The 18036-nt window shown below is 75.0% G+C and carries 14 protein-coding genes; 6 read left to right on the top strand and 8 right to left on the bottom strand.

Annotation, left to right across the window (positions count from 1 at the left end):
* Nucleotides 1-3879 carry a glycosyltransferase gene (locus ACIBCA_RS13030; protein ID WP_396282909.1) on the bottom strand — a complete coding sequence of 1293 codons (3879 nt, stop codon included), beginning with the start codon at nt 3877-3879 and terminating at the stop codon, nt 1-3.
* 216 nt (nt 3880-4095) lie between these two features.
* Nucleotides 4096-4368: a WhiB family transcriptional regulator gene (locus tag ACIBCA_RS13025; RefSeq protein WP_063349134.1), complete on the bottom strand. Its 273-nt coding sequence runs from the start codon at nt 4366-4368 to the stop codon at nt 4096-4098.
* A 632-nt stretch (nt 4369-5000) separates the two neighbouring features.
* Between ACIBCA_RS13025 and ACIBCA_RS13020 the strand changes: the two genes are divergently transcribed.
* Genes ACIBCA_RS13020 through ACIBCA_RS13010 form a run of 3 tightly spaced genes read left to right on the top strand, consistent with a single transcriptional unit; the run spans nt 5001 to nt 7892 of the window.
* Nucleotides 5001-5612: a cysteine dioxygenase gene (locus ACIBCA_RS13020; protein WP_396282908.1), complete on the top strand. Its 612-nt coding sequence runs from the start codon at nt 5001-5003 to the stop codon at nt 5610-5612.
* A 31-nt stretch (nt 5613-5643) separates the two neighbouring features.
* Entirely contained in the window at nt 5644-6603 is a 960-nt protein-coding gene (cofD, locus tag ACIBCA_RS13015) for a 2-phospho-L-lactate transferase (protein WP_396282907.1), read from the top strand.
* On the top strand, nt 6600-7892 hold the full coding sequence (locus tag ACIBCA_RS13010) for a coenzyme F420-0:L-glutamate ligase (RefSeq protein WP_396282906.1): 1293 nt from the start codon (nt 6600-6602) through the stop codon (nt 7890-7892). The genes cofD and ACIBCA_RS13010 overlap by 4 nt, the downstream gene beginning before the upstream one ends.
* On the opposite strand, the gene ACIBCA_RS13005 is transcribed toward ACIBCA_RS13010, so the two are convergent.
* The 3 genes from ACIBCA_RS13005 to ACIBCA_RS12995 form a co-directional block, all read right to left on the bottom strand.
* Nucleotides 7876-8139, bottom strand: coding sequence for a type II toxin-antitoxin system Phd/YefM family antitoxin (locus ACIBCA_RS13005; protein ID WP_396282905.1), 264 nt, complete (start codon nt 8137-8139; stop codon nt 7876-7878). The two genes, ACIBCA_RS13010 and ACIBCA_RS13005, sit on opposite strands and share 17 nt — an antisense overlap.
* A gap of 72 nt (nt 8140-8211) precedes the next feature.
* Nucleotides 8212-9129, bottom strand: a complete 918-nt coding sequence (locus ACIBCA_RS13000; protein WP_396282904.1) for a DNA-3-methyladenine glycosylase family protein — start codon at nt 9127-9129, stop codon at nt 8212-8214.
* A gap of 50 nt (nt 9130-9179) precedes the next feature.
* The gene (locus ACIBCA_RS12995; protein ID WP_396282903.1) at nt 9180-10334 is read right to left on the bottom strand and encodes a peptidoglycan recognition protein; all 1155 of its coding nucleotides are present in this window, start codon (nt 10332-10334) and stop codon (nt 9180-9182) included.
* A 115-nt stretch (nt 10335-10449) separates the two neighbouring features.
* Between ACIBCA_RS12995 and ACIBCA_RS12990 the strand changes: the two genes are divergently transcribed.
* From ACIBCA_RS12990 to ACIBCA_RS12980, 3 genes are all read left to right on the top strand, one after another.
* Complete coding sequence (locus ACIBCA_RS12990) at nt 10450-11241, top strand: TIGR03089 family protein (protein WP_396282902.1); 792 nt, start codon at nt 10450-10452, stop codon at nt 11239-11241.
* 36 nt (nt 11242-11277) lie between these two features.
* Nucleotides 11278-12528: an LCP family protein gene (locus ACIBCA_RS12985; RefSeq protein WP_396282901.1), complete on the top strand. Its 1251-nt coding sequence runs from the start codon at nt 11278-11280 to the stop codon at nt 12526-12528.
* A gap of 140 nt (nt 12529-12668) precedes the next feature.
* A complete protein-coding gene (locus ACIBCA_RS12980) occupies nt 12669-14180 on the top strand; it encodes an LCP family protein (protein ID WP_396282900.1) in 1512 nt (503 codons plus the stop codon).
* Nucleotides 14181-14200: 20 nt separating this feature from the next.
* On the opposite strand, the gene ACIBCA_RS12975 is transcribed toward ACIBCA_RS12980, so the two are convergent.
* Genes ACIBCA_RS12975 through ACIBCA_RS12965 form a run of 3 tightly spaced genes read right to left on the bottom strand, consistent with a single transcriptional unit; the run spans nt 14201 to nt 17867 of the window.
* Nucleotides 14201-14794 carry a DapH/DapD/GlmU-related protein gene (locus ACIBCA_RS12975; protein ID WP_396282899.1) on the bottom strand — a complete coding sequence of 198 codons (594 nt, stop codon included), beginning with the start codon at nt 14792-14794 and terminating at the stop codon, nt 14201-14203.
* Between the two features lie 38 nt (nt 14795-14832).
* Entirely contained in the window at nt 14833-15873 is a 1041-nt protein-coding gene (locus tag ACIBCA_RS12970; RefSeq protein ID WP_396282898.1) for a glycosyltransferase family 2 protein, read from the bottom strand.
* Nucleotides 15874-15923: 50 nt separating this feature from the next.
* Nucleotides 15924-17867, bottom strand: coding sequence for a hypothetical protein (locus tag ACIBCA_RS12965; RefSeq protein ID WP_396282897.1), 1944 nt, complete (start codon nt 17865-17867; stop codon nt 15924-15926).
* Nucleotides 17868-18036 lie beyond the last annotated feature (169 nt).

Raw genomic sequence — 18036 nt, 5'->3', positions numbered from 1 at the left:
TCAGCTCCCCGATCCGTGCTGCTGCGGCCGGTAGTTCCCGGGAGAGTGGCCGGTGCCGTGTGGGTCGTTCGGGTCGTAGTAGGGCTCGGACTGCTGCTGCCCCGGCAGCCAGGGCTGTTGCTGCTGCTCGTAGCCCTGCTGGTCGTGGCCCTGCTGGTAGCCCTGCTGCGGGTAGCCCTGCTGGTCGTAGTTCTGGTCGTAGCCGTACTGCTGCTGGTCGTACCCCTGCTGCTGGTAGCCCTGCTGGTCGTACTGCTCGTAGCCCTGGCCGCCGTAGGGCACGGCCGCCGGCTGCTGGCCGTACTGGTCGTAGCTGTACGGGTCGGCCTGCTGGTACGTCTGGTACGGGTCGGCGTACTGCTCCGCCTCCTGGGCGGCGGCGGCCGCCTGGACGGCCCCGGTGACGGGCTCGCCGGAGGGCTGGGCCGGGGCGGTGCCCGGCCGGCCGTCGTACACGCCGGGCTCCTCGGAGCCCTCCTCGCCGCCCTCGCCGCGCTCGGCCATCCGGCGGGCCCGGCGGCTGCCGGGGGCGGGGGCCTGCTTCTCGGCGGCGGCGGCCAGGGCGGCCGCGGCCACGACGTCCTCGGGCAGGTCGTCGTCCTTGTGGCTGCGGCGGCCGGGCAGGGCCAGCACCAGGATGGTGAGGCCGAGCAGTACCTGGGCCCAGATCCAGCCGGTGTGGGCGAGGCTGCCCTCGCGGGTGACGCTGAGCTTGCCGCCGGCGGCCGGGAGCTTGAAGCCCTGCGCCCAGCCGTCCACGGTGACGGGCTCCAGGGCGGTGCCGTCCACGGTGGCCTTCCACTCGGGGGCGGCGTTCTCGGCCAGGCGCAGCACCCGGCCCTCCGCCCCTGCCGGGACGGTGGTGGACAGGTCACGGGCGCCGGAGGGGACGACCACCGGGTTGGCGCCCGGGGCGGTGATCACCGCGCGGACGGCCGGGGTGCCGGTGACCTGCCACAGGGCGGAACCGGTGTCCTGGTTGGCCTTGACCAGACCGGGGGTGGTGTCCAGGACGTCCTTGTAGGTGTCGATCACGGGCTGCTCGACGAGCACGTAGCCGATGCCGTAGCCGGACAGGGCCCCGGCCTGGTCGGCGCCGGAGCCGGCCAGCAGGCTGCCGACCATCGCGTTGAGGCCGTCCTGGGTGCCGGTGGCCGGGTCGACGGTGGACTCGGCCTGGCCGAGGGTCAGGCCGGCGCCGCGCAGCACGGTGTAGCGGACGGCGCCGCCGCCCTTCTCCCCGGTGACGACGAGGGTGCGGGCCCGGTCGGTGGTGCCGGCCTCCTCGGCGATGAAGGCGGGCACCTGGTCGGACTGGCCGCGGTGCAGCGGGCCGCCGGCGCCGGTGATCGCCCACCAGACGCCGGTGCCCAGCGGGGCCAGCACGGCGGCGGCCACCACGAGGGCGGCGACGGGCTGGCGCCAGCCGAAGGCGATCCCGGCGACGCGGGCGTTGGCGCCGTCCGCGCCGATGGCGGCGGCGGCGAGCAGGGCGATCCCGGCGATCAGGGTGGCGGGGCCGGCCCAGGCGGGCACGGCCGGGCCGCCGGAGGCCGGGGTGACGGTGGTGCCCGCGACGGCGACGGCGAAGACCAGGCCCGCGCCGGCCGCGCCCCAGGCGGCGAGCACCGCGCGGCGGCGGTCGGCGCGCAGCAGCGCGGCGAGCGCGGCGAGGACGACACCGGCGGAGAGCCACATCGGCGGCACTCCGGCGCCGCCGGGGTTGACCAGCAGCAGGCCCGCGGCGCCCGCCCCGGCGCCGTGCAGACCGGGCAGTCCGGCCTCCAGCAGCAGCCAGGTCGGGTGCGAGAGCACCTTGAGCGACCAGGGGGCCAGGACGGCGACGGGCGCGGCGAGGATCACCGCGACGCGCAGGCCCAGCAGCCGCAGCGCCGTACCGCCGGAGCCGAAGGCCCCGCCGCGCAGCACCGCGACGACGAGCGTCGCCAGGCACAGCGGCACGGCGAGCGCCCAGGTCAGCGGGACGAAGGCGGTGGCCAGGGTGAGGAAGAGGACGGTCATCCAGACCGGCCGCCAGCCGGGGCGGGCGCCCTTGGCGGCGCTCTCCTGGCGGATGCCGAGACCGGCGGCGATGGCGGCGGCGCGGGCCAGCGGCGGCAGCAGCACGGCGAGGACGGCGGTGCCGATCCGGCCCTGGGCGAGGGCGCCGGTGGCGGCGGGCAGCAGCGCGTAGGTGGCGCTGGCCCAGGCGCGCACCAGCTTGGAGTCCAGCAGCGGCCGGGACACCAGGTAGGCGCTGACGGCGGCGAGCGGGACGGTCAGCAGGAAGAGCAGCGTCAGGGCGAGGTCGGCGTTGCCGAACAGCCCCCAGCCGAGCACCGCGAGGACGCCCAGGTACGGCGGCGCGGCGGCGGCGGAGCCGGTGCCGACGGGGTGCCAGGCGTCCGCGTACATCGACCAGAGGCCGCTCGCGCCGTCCGCGGCGGGCAGCAGGGCGCCGCCGAAGAGCGTGCCGCCGCCGAGCAGGCTGCGGCAGGCGACGAGGGCGAACACCAGCAGGGCGGCGAACAGCACGGGGGCCGGGCGCCGGGCGAGCTTCTTGATCAGGGCGAACTGCTCGACGACGAGGTCCTCGGAGTCCTCGTCGCCGCCCGCCTCGGCGGAGCCGTGCCGGCTGCCGGTGTCGTCGCCGCCCCCTATGCCGAGCGAGGAGACGACGCCCTCGACGGCCAGCCGGGTGGTGGCGCCGGGGGCGGGGAAGAGCGAGCGGTCGTCCAGGGCGTCGGCGGCCCTCGTCCGGGCGCGGCGCTTGCGGGCGGCCAAGAGCCGTGGCAGCCGCACGAGTTCGTGGCCGAGGCCGGCGAGCTCGTCCACCGCCTGCTTCGGGTCCTTGCCGAGCAGGCTGGCGACGGCCCGTACCAGCGTGCCGAGGATCAGGCGCAGCAGGACGTACGGGAACAGCGCGCCCCTGCTGTTGGCGAGCAGGGTGTAGACGGCGCCGGCCTTGTCCACCCGGTGCGGGTGGGTGGGGCCGCAGTCGATCGCGCGGCGCTCGCGGCTGGCGGCCTCGGCGTGCCGCAGCACGGCGTCGGGGGCGACGACGACGCGGTGGCCGGCGGCGTTGACGCGCCAGCAGAAGTCGGTGTCGTCCCGCATCAGCGGGAGGGCCTTGTCGAAGCCGCCGAGCTCCTCGAAGACGTCCCGGCGCACCAGCATGCCGGCGGTGGAGACGGCGAGGACCGGGCGGACCTGGTCGTGCTGGCCCTGGTCCTGCTCACGGCGGTCGAGCCCGGTCCAGCGTCGCCCGGAGCGGGCGATCGTCACGCCGACCTCGAGGAGCTGGCGCCGGTCGTACCAGCTGCGCAGCTTGGGGCCGATGACGGCGGCGCTGGGGGTGGAGTCGGCGACCTGGAGGAGGCGGCGCAGGGCGTCGGTCTGCGGTTCGCAGTCGTCGTGCAGCAGCCAGAGCCACTCGACGGGCTGGGTCTCGCGCGGGCCGCCGCGGCCGAGGACGTCCTCCTGGGCGAGCGGGTCGCCGAAGTCGTCCCAGCCGCCGGTGACCGGGTCGTAGCCGGAGGGGTCGAGCCGGTACGGGAGGTCCTCGGGGCGCAGCGGCGGGCTGTTGAAGACGGCCTCGGCGACGGCGGTGCCGAAGCCCGCCCGGCGGCCGAGGAGGATCGGGCCGCTCTCCGGGAGCCAGTCGGCGAGGGTGTCGGCGAGCAGCTGCGGGGAGTCGTCGGTGGAGCCGGTGTCGACCGCGAGGACGCGCTGGACCTGCCGGTCCTGGCCGAGCAGGCCCGCGAGGGCCTGCGGCAGCCAGCGGGCGCCGTCGTGCGAGACGATCACGGCGGTGACCAGGTGGCGCGGATAGGCGGGCGGCCGGGAGGCGGTGAAGCCGCTCTGGCTGTAGACGGTCATCGAGTGCGCGGGCCCCAGTTCTCGGTGGACACAGCCGGTGAACGGCAACCGGATGGCGCACCACACTAACGGCTCCGGGTGGCCGCCACGTGCGGGGTGTCCGTGCGGGGGTCATGGAGAAGCCGGGCCCGGCGCACGAAAGCGCCCCACCGTCACGGTGAGGCGCTCGTACGACGGATGCTCAGCCCGACGCCCGGCCCACGCTCGGCCCGGCGCTCAGACGGCGCTCTTCTTGAGCCGACGGCGCTCGCGCTCCGACAGGCCGCCCCAGATGCCGAAGCGCTCGTCATTGGCGAGGGCGTACTCCAGGCACTCGGAGCGGACCTCGCAGGCGAGGCAGACCTTCTTGGCCTCGCGGGTGGAGCCGCCCTTCTCGGGGAAGAAGGACTCGGGGTCGGTCTGAGCGCACAACGCGCGCTCCTGCCAGCCGAGTTCCTCCTCTTCCTCCGCGATGCCGTCACCGATCAACAGCTCAAAGAGCTCGCTCATGTGGCGCGCCTCCTCTGCCCCTACCTTGGCGTCCCCGTGGTTGCCGTTGCCTCGTGCGGCTGACGACACGAGTGAAATTACAGTTGCGTCACTCTGGCTCAGTCAAGCCGAGCTCTGGTATTGGGGCTCGGATTCACTCCCTGGCACCAAGCTGTTACGAATAGTGTACATATCTGGACACAGCGGACCTTTGGCCTGGAAGCCTCGAACGGGATCGAACCGTCAACAACCCGTCGCCGAGTGACGCACAGTCACGATCACGGGTCGGTCATCGGCCTGCCTTCCCGGCGATCTTCCCATCGAAACATAGAGGGTGATGAATCACCCCATCCAGGAAAGATCCGGACCGAATCACCCGAATGCCGCACCTCGCGGGTTTGACACCGGCCCCGCGGATGCGGTCTCCTTTCCCCCATGTCAGAGTTCGCCAGCCCCCGGAGCGGTTCCACGCTCCGCCGTGCCGTGAACTCCTGTTGTCGCCTCTGTCCCTGTATCTAGGCGCCCGCGTCCCACCGCGCGCCGCCTTCTCCAGGAAGCACAGAGGCCGCCCGCGATCTCCCGCCCCAGGACATCCCGGAGCCGGCTGCTCCCCGCCGAACCAGCCGCCACCTCCGAGGACGACTCCCGTGCGCATGATCCGCATCCGTAAGCGGAACCGCGACCGCAACAAGCTCGCCCGCCTGGGCCTCGCGACCGCCCGTACCGGCCGTACCGACCGTTGGGCCGACGGCCTGAGCGACGTGTCCATCGCCGGCGACCCGCTCGCCTTCCCGCACCTCGCCCGCACCGACCTGCCCCGGCACCCCACCACCGTCGCCGAGTACGCCCGGCTGGTGCGCGAGATCGCCGCCGACCGCGCCCGCTGGGAGCCGCTGGTCCGCTACGACGCCCTCACCCGCTGGTACGCCCGGCTGGAGACCGGCCCCGGGTACGAGGTCTGGCTGCTCAGCTGGCTGCCCGGCCAGAGCAGCGGCTTCCACGACCACGGCGACTCCTCCGGTGTGATGGCCGTCGTCCAGGGCGAGCTGATCGAACGCTCCCTCACCCACGCCGGCGAGGACGAGCGGACCCTGCGGCCCGGCGGGCGCCGGGTCTTCTCCCCCGGGTACCTGCACGAGGTCGTCAACGGCGCCCTCGAACCCGCCGTCTCCATCCACCTGTACACGCCCGGTCTGACCGAGATGAACCAGTACGGAACCGCGGCCGTCGAACAGCAGTCGCTGGCGCAGCCGGACGCCCACTGACGAGGCGTCCGGGCGTGGCAGGATGGCCCCCATGCGCATCGTGGCACTGGCAGGCGGGATCGGCGGGGCGCGCTTCCTGCGCGGACTCCTCGCGGCGGTCGGACCGCAGGACGAGATCACCGTCATCGGCAACACCGGGGACGACATCCACCTCTACGGCCTCAAGGTCTGCCCCGACCTCGACACCGTGATGTACACCCTCGGCGGCGGCATCCACGAGGAACAGGGCTGGGGCCGCACCGACGAGACCTGGTCCATCAAGGCCGAGATGAAGGAGTACGGCGTCGGGCCCGAGTGGTTCGGGCTCGGCGACCGCGACTTCGCCACCCACCTCGTCCGCAGCCAGATGCTGGGCGCCGGCTACACCCTCAGCCAGGTCACCGAGGCGCTGTGCGTGCGCTGGAAGCCCGGCGTGCGGCTGCTGCCGATGAGCGACGACCGGGTCGAGACCCACGTGCGCATCACCGACGAGCAGGGCACCCGGGCGATCCACTTCCAGGAGTACTGGGTCCGGCTGCACGCCGCCGTCGACGCCGAGGCGATCGTCCCGGTCGGCGCCGACACCGCCAAGCCCGCGCCCGGCGTGCTCGACGCCATCGCCGAGGCCGACGTCATCCTCTTCCCGCCGTCCAACCCCGTCGTCTCGATCGGCACCATCCTCGCCGTCCCCGGCATCCGGGAGGCCGTGGCCGCCGCGCCCGCGCCCGTCGTCGGGCTCTCCCCGATCATCGGCGGGGCGCCGGTGCGCGGCATGGCCGACAAGGTGCTCGCCGCCGTCGGCGTCGAGGCGACCGCCGAGGCCGTCGCGCTCGACTACGGCTCCGAGCTGATCGACGGCTGGCTCGTCGACACCGCGGACGAGGCGTCCGTGGCCGCCGTCGAGGCCGGGGGCATCGCCTGCCGGGCCGTCCCGCTGCTGATGACCGACGTCGAGACCACCGCCGAGATGGCCCGGGCCGCGCTCGCGCTGGCCGAGCAGGTGCGCCGATGACCGTCCGGATCCTGGGAGTCGAGGGCCTCCCGGAGATCGAGGCGGGCGCCGACCTCGCCGCGCTGCTGGCCAAGGCGGGCACCTACGAGGACGGCGACATCCTGCTCGTCACCTCGAAGATCGTCAGCAAGGCCGAGGGACGGCTGCTGCGGGCCGAGGACCGCGAGGCCGCGATCGACGCCGAGACCGTCCGCGTCGTCGCCCGGCGCGGGCGGGCCCGGATCGTCGAGAACCGCAACGGCTTCGTCATGGCCGCCGCCGGCGTCGACGCCTCCAACACCGCCCCCGGCACCGTGCTGCTGCTGCCCGAGGACCCGGACGCCTCGGCGCGCGCCCTGCGCGCCGGGCTCCAGCGGCTCACCGGCCGCCGGCTCGCCGTCGTCGTCACCGACACCTTCGGACGGCCCTGGCGCAACGGGCTCACCGACGTGGCCATCGGCGCCGCCGGGCTCTGCGCCCTGGAGGACCACCGGGGGCGCACCGACGGTCACGGCAACGAACTCGTCCTCACCGTCACCGCCATCGCCGACGAACTCGCCGCCGCCGCCGACCTGGTGAAGGGCAAGGCCACCGGCGTGCCGGTCGCGGTCGTGCGCGGGCTCGGCCACCTCGTCACCCCCGAGGACGGCGAGGGCACCCGGCCGCTGGTGCGGCCCGCCGTCGACGACATGTTCCGCCTCGGCACCTCCGAGGCCCTGCGCGAGGCCGTCACCCTGCGGCGCACCGTCCGCGCCTTCACCGACGAGCCCGTCGACCCGGCCGCCGTCCGCCGGGCGGTGGCCGCCGCCGTCACCGCGCCCGCCCCGCACCACACCACGCCCTGGCGCTTCGTCCTGCTCGAATCCGCCTCCCGGCGCGTGCGGTTGCTCGACGCCATGCTCGACGCCTGGCGCCGCGACCTGCGCGACCTCGACGGCTGGGACGAAGCCCGCATCGCCCGCCGCACCGCCCGCGGCGACGTCCTGCGCAACGCCCCGTACCTGGTCGTCCCCTGCCTGGTGATGGACGGCTCCCACAGCTACCCCGACCCCCGCCGCGCCACGGCGGAACGCGAGATGTTCACCGTCGCCGCCGGCGCCGCCGTCCAGAACCTCCTCGTAGCCCTCACCGGCGAGGGCTACGGCTCCGCCTGGGTCTCCTCCACCATGTTCTGCCGCGACACCGTCCGGAAGGCCCTCGACCTCCCCGACACCTGGGACCCGATGGGCGCCGTAGCCATCGGCCGCCCCGCCGAACCCCCGAAGCCCAGGCCCGCCCGCAGCGCGGACGCCTTCATCGAGGTGCGGTAGAGCCGCGCTCGGCAAGGTCGGCCAGCACCTCGGCGAGGCTGACGGTCGGTTCGCCGAGGTGCCCGCGAGCCTCACGGGCCAGCAGCTCGTCGAGGGCATCCTCAACGGCACGCAGCATCTCGATCGGCACCAGGGCGGCGATGGGCTCACCCTCGCGGGTGATCACCGTGATGTCGTCGGCCACCGCACGGTCGACCAGCTCGGCGAAGCGGTCGCGCGCCTCGTGGATGCTCAGGGTCCGGTCCATGGCCCGGAGGATAGCGGGCCGGAGCCCACCGGGCAGGTCAACTACCCCAGCACCGCTTCGAGTTCACTCGTCTCAGCGGTGGCGGTGGTCGTTGGGGGTGAGGCGGGGGCCGTAGCGGGGGGCGCGGGCGCCGGTGGCCATCAGGAGGCGGCAGAGCCGGTGGCGGTGGGGGCGGTAGGGCTCGAGGAGGGCGAGCATCTGGGCGTCGTCGCTGCGGGGGCGGCCGGCCAGGGCCCAGCCGACGAGGTCGGGGAGGTGGAAGTCGCCGACGGAGACGGCGTCCGGGTCGCCGTTGCTGCGCTGGAGGGTCTCCGCCGCCGTCCACAGGCCGATGCCCGGGACGGCGGTCAGGCGGGCGAACGCCTGGTCGTGGCCCATGGAGGACGCCTCCTCCAGGCGCGGGGCCAGGCGGACGGCGCGCATCACCGTCGCCGAGCGCTTGGGGTCGACCCCCGCGCGGTGCCACTCCCAGCTGGGGATCATCGCCCACTCGCGGGCCGAGGGTGCCACCCGCATGCCCTCGGCCGGGCCGGGGGCCGGGGTGCCGAAGTCCCGCAGCAGGGTGCGGAAGGCGCGGTACGCCTCGTCAGTGGTGACCTTCTGCTCCAGGATCGCCGGGACGAGGGACTCCAGGACCAGGCCCGTCCGGGCGAGGCGGACGCCGGCCGTACGGCGCTGGGCGTCGCGCAGCGGGCCGGCGGGCAGGTGCAGGTCCTCCGGGTGGTCCTCGGCGCCGAGGAGGACGGGCAGGCGCTCCAGCAGCCACTCCGCGCCGGGGCCCCAGGCGGTGGCCTCGACCTCGCCCTCCGCCGGGTGCGGCAGCACCCGCAGGGTGCCGATGCCGGCCGGGGTGCGGGAGGTGCGCCAGACGGCGCCGTCGCCGGTGGAGCGGTAGGACGGGTCGGCCGGGCCCCGGCGCAGGGGCAGCAGGGTGCGGGCCACGTCCAGGGGGAAGCCCGGGCGCCAGCGCCGCACCGACTCGCCTGCCACCGCGCACCTCCGCCTGGTTCCGAGAAGGGGAAGGATATGCGGCACCACTGTCAGGGCGTCGCGGGTGCCTGCGGAGCGGATGCCTGCGGAGCGGGTGCCTGCTGCTGCAGCCGCGCGGCGGCGGTGCGCAGGGCGGGGAGCGTGGCGTAGAGGGAGGTGCCGGGGCACTCGGTGTTGAAGGCGTCGCGGTGGCCGGAGACGGCGTCGAAGTCGACGACCGTGCCCTTGGGGTAGCGGCTGGCGTCGGAGGAGGAGGTCAACTTGGTACGGCCGTCCGCCGGTTGGGCGTTGAGCGACAGCTTCCAGGCGGCGATGGCGGCGAGGCCGTCGAGCAGGGGCTGCGGCGGGGCGGCGTCGATGTAGGTGCCGATGGCGGCGACGCCGGAGGAGTCGGTGTTGAAGCCGAGGGTGTGGGCGCCGTGCACGGGCTGGTCGACGCCTCCGGCCCGGCCCTCGTAGACCGTGCCGCAGCGGTCGACGAGGAAGTTGTAGCCGATGTCCCGCCAGCCGCTGGTCCGAACGTGGTACTGGTAGATCGCCCGGATGACCTTCGGGGCGTCACTGCACTCGTAGTCCGTCGCCGTGGCGGTGTGGTGGACGAAGACCTCCCTCACCGGCCCGGTGTACTCGAAGTCCTTGTCGCGCAGCGACTCGTCGGCGCCCCACCCGGCCCGGGTCACGATGGCCGGCCGGGGAGCCCCGGTGGCCGTGGGTGCGGGATCGGCGGGCAGGGTGCGGGTGGCCGCGCCGCCGGGGGCGCCCGCGCCGGGGTCGACGAGTTCCAGCCGCAGCCCCGCCGGCGCTCCGGCCGGGCCGGGGCGGACCTCCACGGCGACGCCGTCGCTGCGGCCCGTCCACAGCGGGGCGGTGGAGCCGTGCGGGGCGCGGTCGGGGCCGTCCTCGGGGCCGGTCTCCAGGGCGTGCCAGTCGCTCCAGCCGCCGGTGTCCGCGTCCCGGGTGCGGACCCGGACGGAGCCGCCGGAGAGCGCGTCCGCCGGGCCGTCCCAGCGGACGCCGAGGAGGGCGAACGGCCGGGTGCCGCGCGGGGCGAGCGGGTGACCGGCGGTCAGCGGCAGCGAGGTGGTGGTGCCGCCGCCGGGGAAGTCGCGGCGGGTGGAACCGTCCGAGGCCAGGGCCGGGGCGGGCTGGAGGAGCAGGGCACAGGTGCAGCCGGCGAGCAGGGCGGCCGGGAACGAGAAGCGCATACAGCGGATGTTCGCCGCAAACCGGACCGCCCGCCACGCGCCTCGCCACGCGCCCCGCGAGCACACCGGCACCCCTCCCGGCACGCCACTCGAAGGCCGTAGGCTGGGGCGCACCATGACTGCGCCTTTCGCTGCCGATGCCCGCACCCCCGTCGAGCTGCTGCACGCATATCTGCGAGGCGGCACCCCGTCGGTCGATCCCGCGGCCCCGCTGGTCACCTTCTACGACGACGCCACCGGCGAACGGGTGGAGCTCTCCGCCCGGACCTTCGACAACTGGGTGGCCAAGACGGCCAACCTGCTCCAGGACGAACTGAACGCCGGCCCGGGCGACCGCGCCGCGCTGCTGCTGCCCGCCCACTGGCAGAGCGCCGTCTGGCTGCTGGCCTGCTGGTCGGTCGGGGTGACGGCGGTGCCGGGCGGGGACCCGGCCGCCGCCGACCTGGTCGTGAGCGGCCCGGACGGCCTGGAGGCCGCCCAGGCGTGCGAGGGCGAGCGCGTCGCCCTCGCGCTGCGCCCGCTGGGCGGCCGGTTCCCGCAGCGCCCGGACGGCTTCCTGGACTACGCCGCCGAGGTGCCCGGCCAGGGCGACCGCTTCGCGCCGTACTCCCCCGTCACCCCGGACGCCCCGGCGCTGGAGACCGGCGTGGACGGGCTGCCGCTCAAGCTGACCGCCGAGCAGACCGTCGCCCTGGCGCGGGAGGGCGCCGCCCGGCTGGGCATCGAGCCCGGCGACCGGGTGCTCTCCACCTCCTCCTACGACGACTGGGCGGGCCTGGAGGCGGGCCTGCTGGCGCCGCTGGCGGTCGGCGCCTCCGTGGTGCTGTGCCGCAACTCGCAGGACCTGAGCGCCGAGCAGTGGGAGAAGCGCACCGAATCCGAACGGGTGACTCTGCGCCTCGGGTAACCCCCCGCCCGGGCCCGGCGGGTAGGGATCGCTGCCGTGGCCGAGGACGAGACCCCGATGACCGATCCCCCGACGACCGCTCCCCCGGGCGGCCCGGAACGTCCCCGACGGCGCCGGCGGTGGCTGATGATCACCGCCGGCGCCGTCGCGTTCCTGCTGGTCGCGACCGGGGTGCTGCTGTGGATCGCGTACCGCAAGCTGGACGGCAACATCCGCACCGACTCGGCCACCGACCGGCTGCTGGCCAGACTGGAGGCCGAACGCCCGACCCGGACGGCGGGGGCGAAGGGCGCCCAGAACCTCCTGCTGATCGGCAGCGACGACCGCTCCGGCACCAACGGCGCGTACGGCGGCGAGGCGGGCACCCAGCGCTCGGACACGACGATCCTGCTGCACCTGGCCGCCGACCGGCGGCACGCGACGGCCGTCTCGATCCCCCGCGACGTGATGGTGCCCGTGCCCGCCTGCGAGCAGCCGGACGGCACCCGCAGCAGGCCCGGGACGATGCAGTTCAACTGGGCCTTCGAACGCGGCGGCGCGGCCTGCTCGATCCGCACCGTCGAGCAGCTGACCGGCATCCGGATCGACCACTACCTGATCCTCGACTTCTCCGGCTTCAGGACCATGGTGGACGCGGTCGACGGCGTCGAGGTGTGCGTGCCGCAGCCGATCCACGACAAGGACGCCAAGCTGGACCTGCCCGCCGGGCGACAGACCCTGCACGGTGAGCAGGCCCTCGGCTACGTCCGGGCGCGGGAGAGCCTCGGCGACGGCAGCGACACCCAGCGGATGGGGCGCCAGCAGCAGTTCCTGGCCTCGCTGCTGCGCAAGGTGCAGTCGCAGGGGGTGCTGCTGAACCCGGCGAAGCTGTGGCCGGTGCTGGACGCGGCCACCTCCTCGGTACGGGCGGACGGCGGGCTGTCCTCGCTCGGCGCGCTGTACGACCTGACGCAGGACCTGCGCGGGGTGCCCTCGGCGGACGTGGTGTTCCTGACGGCGCCGCGCCGCCCGTACCGCTACGACTCGGACCGGGACGAGTTCGTGCAGCCCCAGACCGGGCAGCTGTTCGCCGCGCTGCGGGACGACCGGCCGATCACCGTCCGGCCGCCCGGCTCGACGAGCGGTTCGCCGAGCGGTTCGCCGAGCGGTTCGCCGAGCGCGAGCCCCGGCGCCGGCGCCGGACCGACCGCCGAGGCGGGGTCGGAGGAGGCCGCGTCACCCACCGCGGGCGCCTCGCCCACCTTCGAGGGACGGACGGCCGACGTGGACGCCTGCGCCCAGCACTGACGTATTTGCCCGCCCATTACCCAGACGTGACCGACGTCATACCCGGAACGATTACCCCCCGCGGCTCGTCTACTGTGTCCGAATCGGCCTGCCGCCCCCGTGCGCCCGGCCCCGTGACCGGACGGACGTAGGGAACCCCGTTGCAGCAGGACATACCGGAGACCGGCCAGGGCAGCGGGGGCAGCCGTCGCGACAGCCGGCGCCGGGCGGCCGCGGCGGCCCGGCGGGCACGGCGGCGACGGGCCCTGAAGTGGACGGCCGGGGCGGGTGCGCTGGTGCTGGTCGCCGGCTGCGGCGGGGCGCTGTACCTGTACGAGCACTTCAACAACAACCTGACCTCGGTCAAGGTCGACGTGGGCACCGAGGAGGAGCGCCCCAAGGCCGCCGGGGACGCGCTGAACATCCTGGTGCTGGGCACCGACAGCAGGAAGGGCCTCGGCCGCTCGTACGGCGACGAGGGCAGCGAGGGGCACGCCGACACCACGCTGCTGTTCCACCTCGCCAAGGACCGCTCCAACGCGACGGTCATCAGCATCCCCCGCGACCTGATGGTGCCGATCCCCGAGTGCCAGTCGGCGGACGGGAAGAAGATCCCCGGCTCCCCGCGGGACATGTTCAACGTCAGCCTCGGGCAGTCGGGCCGCGACCCGGGCTGCACCTGGAAGACCGTGGAGAAGGTCACCGGCATCCGGATCGACCACTTCGTGGAGGTCAACTTCGAGGCCGTCAAGTCGCTGTCCACGGCCGTCGGCGGGGTCGAGGTGTGCGCGGCCAAGGACATCAACGACTCGGACTCCCACCTGAGGATGACCAAGGGCCGGCACGTGATCCAGGGCGACGAAGCCCTGGCCTTCGTCCGCACCCGGCACGCGGTGGGCTTCGGCGGTGACCTCACCCGCATCCCGCTGCAGCAGCAGTTCATCAGCTCGATGATCCGCAAGATCAAGAGCGACGACACCCTGACCAGCCCCACCAAGCTCTACAAGCTCGCCGACGCCGCCACCAAGGCGCTCACCGTGGACTCCGGGATCGGTAGCGTGGACAAGCTCAAGGACCTGGCGGTGGACATCAGCAAGGTGGACACCAAGAACATCACCTTCGCCACCGTGCCCGTCCTCGACGACCCCGCGGACAAGGACCGGCTGATACTCAAGCAGCCGGACGCCGGGCAGCTGTTCGCGATGATCGCGGCCGACCGCTCCCTGACCGAGACGGCGGCCCCACCGGCCACCACGGCTCCGGCCGCGCCCGGCACCCCGACCGCCACCGCCCCGGCGGTGGACACCAAGGACGTCCGGGTGACGGTCCGCAACGGCAGCGGGACGCGCGGACAGTCCGGCCCGACCGTGGAGAAGCTCCGCGCCAAGGGCTTCGCCAAGGCCGCGGTGGCAAGCGACGCCCCGGCGGCCACGACCACCACCGTCTCCTACCCCGCCGGCCAGGAGGCCGAGGCCGCCGCGCTCGCCGCCGCCCTCGGACTGCCCGCCGACGCGGCCAAGCCGGACCCGAAGGCCGACCCCAAGGGCGCGCTGGTGCTGATCCTCGGCAAGGACGTGCTCGACGCGGGCCCCGGCCCGCAGCAGCCGCCGACGGCCGCGCCCAAGGACCTCCAGCGGGTGCAGGCGGACGACGTGGACGTCTGCGCCAAGTAAGCCGGGCCCGGGCAGGGGGCCTACGCGGGGGCGAGGGTTCCGTCCGCCTCCTGGTAGCGCTCGCCCGTGCGGGGGCAGGCCCAGCGGCCCCCGCCCACGGGCTCCAGGCGCTCCCCGGCGCGGCCGACCCAGCCGATCCGGCGGGCCGGGACCCCGGCGGCCAGGGCGAAGTCGGGGACGTCCCGGGAGACCACCGCGCCCGCCGCGACCAGGGCCCAGCGGCCGACCGTCACCCCGGCGACCAGCACCGCCCGGGCGCCGATCGAGCATCCCTGACGGAGCGTCACCCCCTCGGCACGCCAGTCGCGTTCGGCCTTGAGCCGCCCGTCCGAGGTCACCGCCCGGGGGTTGCGGTCGTTGGTGAGGACGGCGGCCGGGCCGATGAACACCCCGTCCTCGACGACGGCCGGCTCGTACACCAGCGCGTGGTTCTGCACCTTGACCCGGTCGCCGATCCGCACGCCCGGGCCGATGTACGCGCCGCGGCCGATCACGCACCCGGCGCCGACCACCGCCTCCTCGCGGACCTGCGCGAGGTGCCAGACCTTCGTCCCGGCGCCGATCACGGCCCGCTCGTCCACGTCGGCGCTGGGCTCGATCCGGGGTTCGTCCATGGTGACGGAGCCTAGTGCCGCGTCAGGCATCCAGCGCATCAACGCGCCTGGGAGAACACGTCCTTGGAGGCGGGGGCGGTGCTGGCGATCACCTTGCGGGCGAGCGAGCGCGGCGAGGTGAGGAAGCCGAAGCCCCAGCTCAGGTGCATGGTGGCCAGCGCCACCGGGAGCAGCGCCTTCGCCTTGGCGGACAGGCCCCGGCCCTCGACCACCGAGCCGCCGAGGATGCCCAGCAGATAGGCGCCGGGGGCGGCGAGGAAGGCGGGGTGGACGGCGGCGCCGAGCACCAGGCCCAGGGTGACGCCGAGGAAGGCGGCCGGCGGGGCGAGGTAGCGCAGGTTGACCGAGCCGCGGTGGTAGCGGGTGACGACGCGGCGCCAACGGCCGTAGTCCTTGTACTGCTTGGCGAGCGCGCGCACCGAGGGGCGGGGCCGGTAGGTCACCTTGAGCTGCGGGGTGAACCAGATGAGGCCGCCGTCCTGGCGGATGCGGTAGTTCAGCTCCCAGTCCTGGGCGCGGATGAACTCCTCGTTGTAGCCGCCGAGCTTCTCCAGCACCTCGCGGCGGAAGACGCCGAGGTAGACGGTGTCCGCCGGGCCGGCCGTGCCGCCGGTGTGGAAGGCCGCGTTGCCGACGCCGATCTTGGAGGTCATCGCGGCGGCGACGGCGTTCTCCCACTCCGTCTCGCCCTCGGCGTGCATGATGCCGCCGACGTTGGCGGCCTCCATCTCGGTGAGCAGCCGCACGGCGGTGTCGATGTAGCCGGGGGTGAGCAGACCGTGGCCGTCCACGCGCACCACTATCGGGTGGCTGGAGCCCTTGATCGCCGCGTTGAGGGCGGCGGGGGTGCGGCCGGTGGGGTTGGGCACGGTCTTGACCCGGGGGTCCTCGGCGACCAGCTCGGCGGCGATCTCGTCGGTGCGGTCGCCGGACGGGCCGAGGGCGATCACCACTTCCAGCTCGCCCGGGTACTCCTGTTCCAGGATGCGCCGGACGGCGGTGCGCAGGTGTCGTTCCTCGTTGAGCACCGGCATGATCACGGAGACCGCCGGCAGCTCCTCAGCAGCCTTGGTGTTCATCGCGCCCAACCGTACCGGTGCGCGAGGCACTGCGTCTCATCCGGCCGGTCTCAGCCGACCAGGTAGTGGGCGACGGTGAACACCGCGTAGCCGGTCAGGGCCAGGCGGTTGAGCAGGTTCTGCGGGCGGCCGAGGTCCTCGGGCAGGGCTTCGGCCGGGCGCAGGTCGGGCCGGTTGGCCGCGACGGCGACGGTCCGCGCCAGCCGTACGGCGTCGTAGCGCTCGCCGAAGTGGCCGGCCAGGGCGGCCATCAGCCGGGTGTTGACGGTGAGGTCCTCGCCCGAGCGCAGCTGGACGGTCAGCGTGCCCTTGTGGACGGCGGCGCCGCCGATCCGGCGCCACTCGAAGCGGCGCACCCGCAGGGCGGTGGCCATCCGCAGGCCCTCGCTGTCGGCGACCAGCTGCCAGGAGCAGGCCCGGGCGAAGGCGGCGACGGCCACGGTGCCGAGCCAGAGGGGGCGCAGCAGCCCGTCCCAGAGGCCGTCGCCGCCGAGCAGCACGGCGAGGACGGCGAGCGCCACGGCGGCGAGCGGGCCGCCCAGGGCCCGTACGGGCAGGGGCAGTTCCCAGCGCAGGGCGGGCAGCGGCCGCGCGCCGGGGGCGGGGGCGTCGGCCACCGTGCGGGCGCTGATCGCGGCGACGGTCTCCTCGCGCTCGCGGTCGCGCTCACGGCGGGTGCGCGGCGCCCGGCGCAGGCGCGGGGCGCGGGCGGTGGGGGCGACCGCCGAGACCAGCCAGCTCGGGTCCCCCTGGGACAGGGCCGGGCGGAGGAGGAGTTGGGGGTCGAGGCCGTCGGGGCCCCGGTAGAGCACGGCCGGGACGGTGCGGTCGGGAGCCTCGTCCGGATCGGGGTCGGCGGGCCGCTCGGGGTAGTCGGCCTCGTCGCCCTCGATGTCGGGGTGCTCGGAGATCCAGGCCGGTTCGGGGTCGTCGGGCACACCTTCGTGGGCCCAGTAGTGGCGGTCGCGTTCGAGCAGCCGCCACACCGGGGGCTCCTCCGGCGGGCCGTCCACGGGCAGGACCAGCAGGCCCCCGCGGCCGTCGGCGCGCAGCCGGACGGCCAGGGCGGGGGCGGCGCCCTCGAACGAGGGCCGGGTGCGGCGGGCGTCGTGGGCGAAGGCCGAGCCGAGCAGCAGCAGGGCCGGCAGGGCGATCATGGCGCCGAGGCTCAGATCGTCGTCGAGGTCGTACGCCTCGCCCTCGGCGCGGACGTCGTCGCCGTCCACCAGCAGCGGCACGTACTGGCCGGGCCGGGGGACGGTGGCCCACCAGAGGTCGACCTTCGCCGTACGCCGGTCGCCGCCGCCGGGCGGCTGGTAGTGGACGGGGAGCGCGCCGTCCCGGTCGGTCTCCCCCGCGACGCCGGTGACCCGTACGGACCGCTGCTCGCTCTCCTCCCACCGGTGCTGCTCCCACAGCCCGAACAGCGGCACGGCCAGGGCCCCCGCCAGCAGCAGGCCCCCGAGCACGCGCCGGCCGACCGGCGGGCCGTCCCGGCGGATGTCCGGGGGCGGGCCGGCGGCCGTCCAGGGGAAGGGCGCGGGCGGGTTCATGATCTCGTCGAGCTGCTGGCGGGCGCGGCGGCGGCCGAGTTCGGCGCCGACCAGGACGGCGGTGAGCAGCACGTGGGCCAGCACCATCGACCAGCGGGTGAGCGGCTCCACCAGCCCCTGGGGGGCGTACCAGAGGACGGCCAGCGCGACCGGCGGGATCAGCGGGCGGATGCGGGGCTTGAAGAGCAGCAGCAGGATCTCGGCGAGCAGCGTCCAGACGGCGAGGCTCTCGCCCCCGGCCGTGTGGCAGATGCCCTGGACGTTGCAGACCCCGGAGTCGTCCGGTTCCGTGGCCGTGGCGAGGACGGTGACGGCGAGCGGCACCAGCGCGAGCCAGCGGGAGTCCAGCCGCCAGGCCGTACGGGCGGCGCGCCAGCGGGCGGCCGCGACGGCGGTCAGGGGCGCGGCGCTGGGCAGCGACGGGGCGTCCGGGGTGTACATCGGACGATCATCTCAGCGGGCGGAGAACGGGAACACCGTGGGGCCGGGTGTCCCAACACCCCGCCCCCCCGGCCCCCCGGCCCCCCCCGGCCCCCCCCCCCCCCCCGGACCCCCCCCCCCCCCGCCCCCCCCCCGCCCGGGGGCCCCCCCCCCCCGGCCCCCGCGCCGC

The organism is Kitasatospora sp. NPDC051170, assembly GCF_044455705.1.
In the GTDB taxonomy this organism is placed as follows: domain Bacteria; phylum Actinomycetota; class Actinomycetes; order Streptomycetales; family Streptomycetaceae; genus Kitasatospora.
Note: the sequence above shows the minus strand (reverse complement) of the source record. Positions and strands in the feature narration are given on the sequence as shown.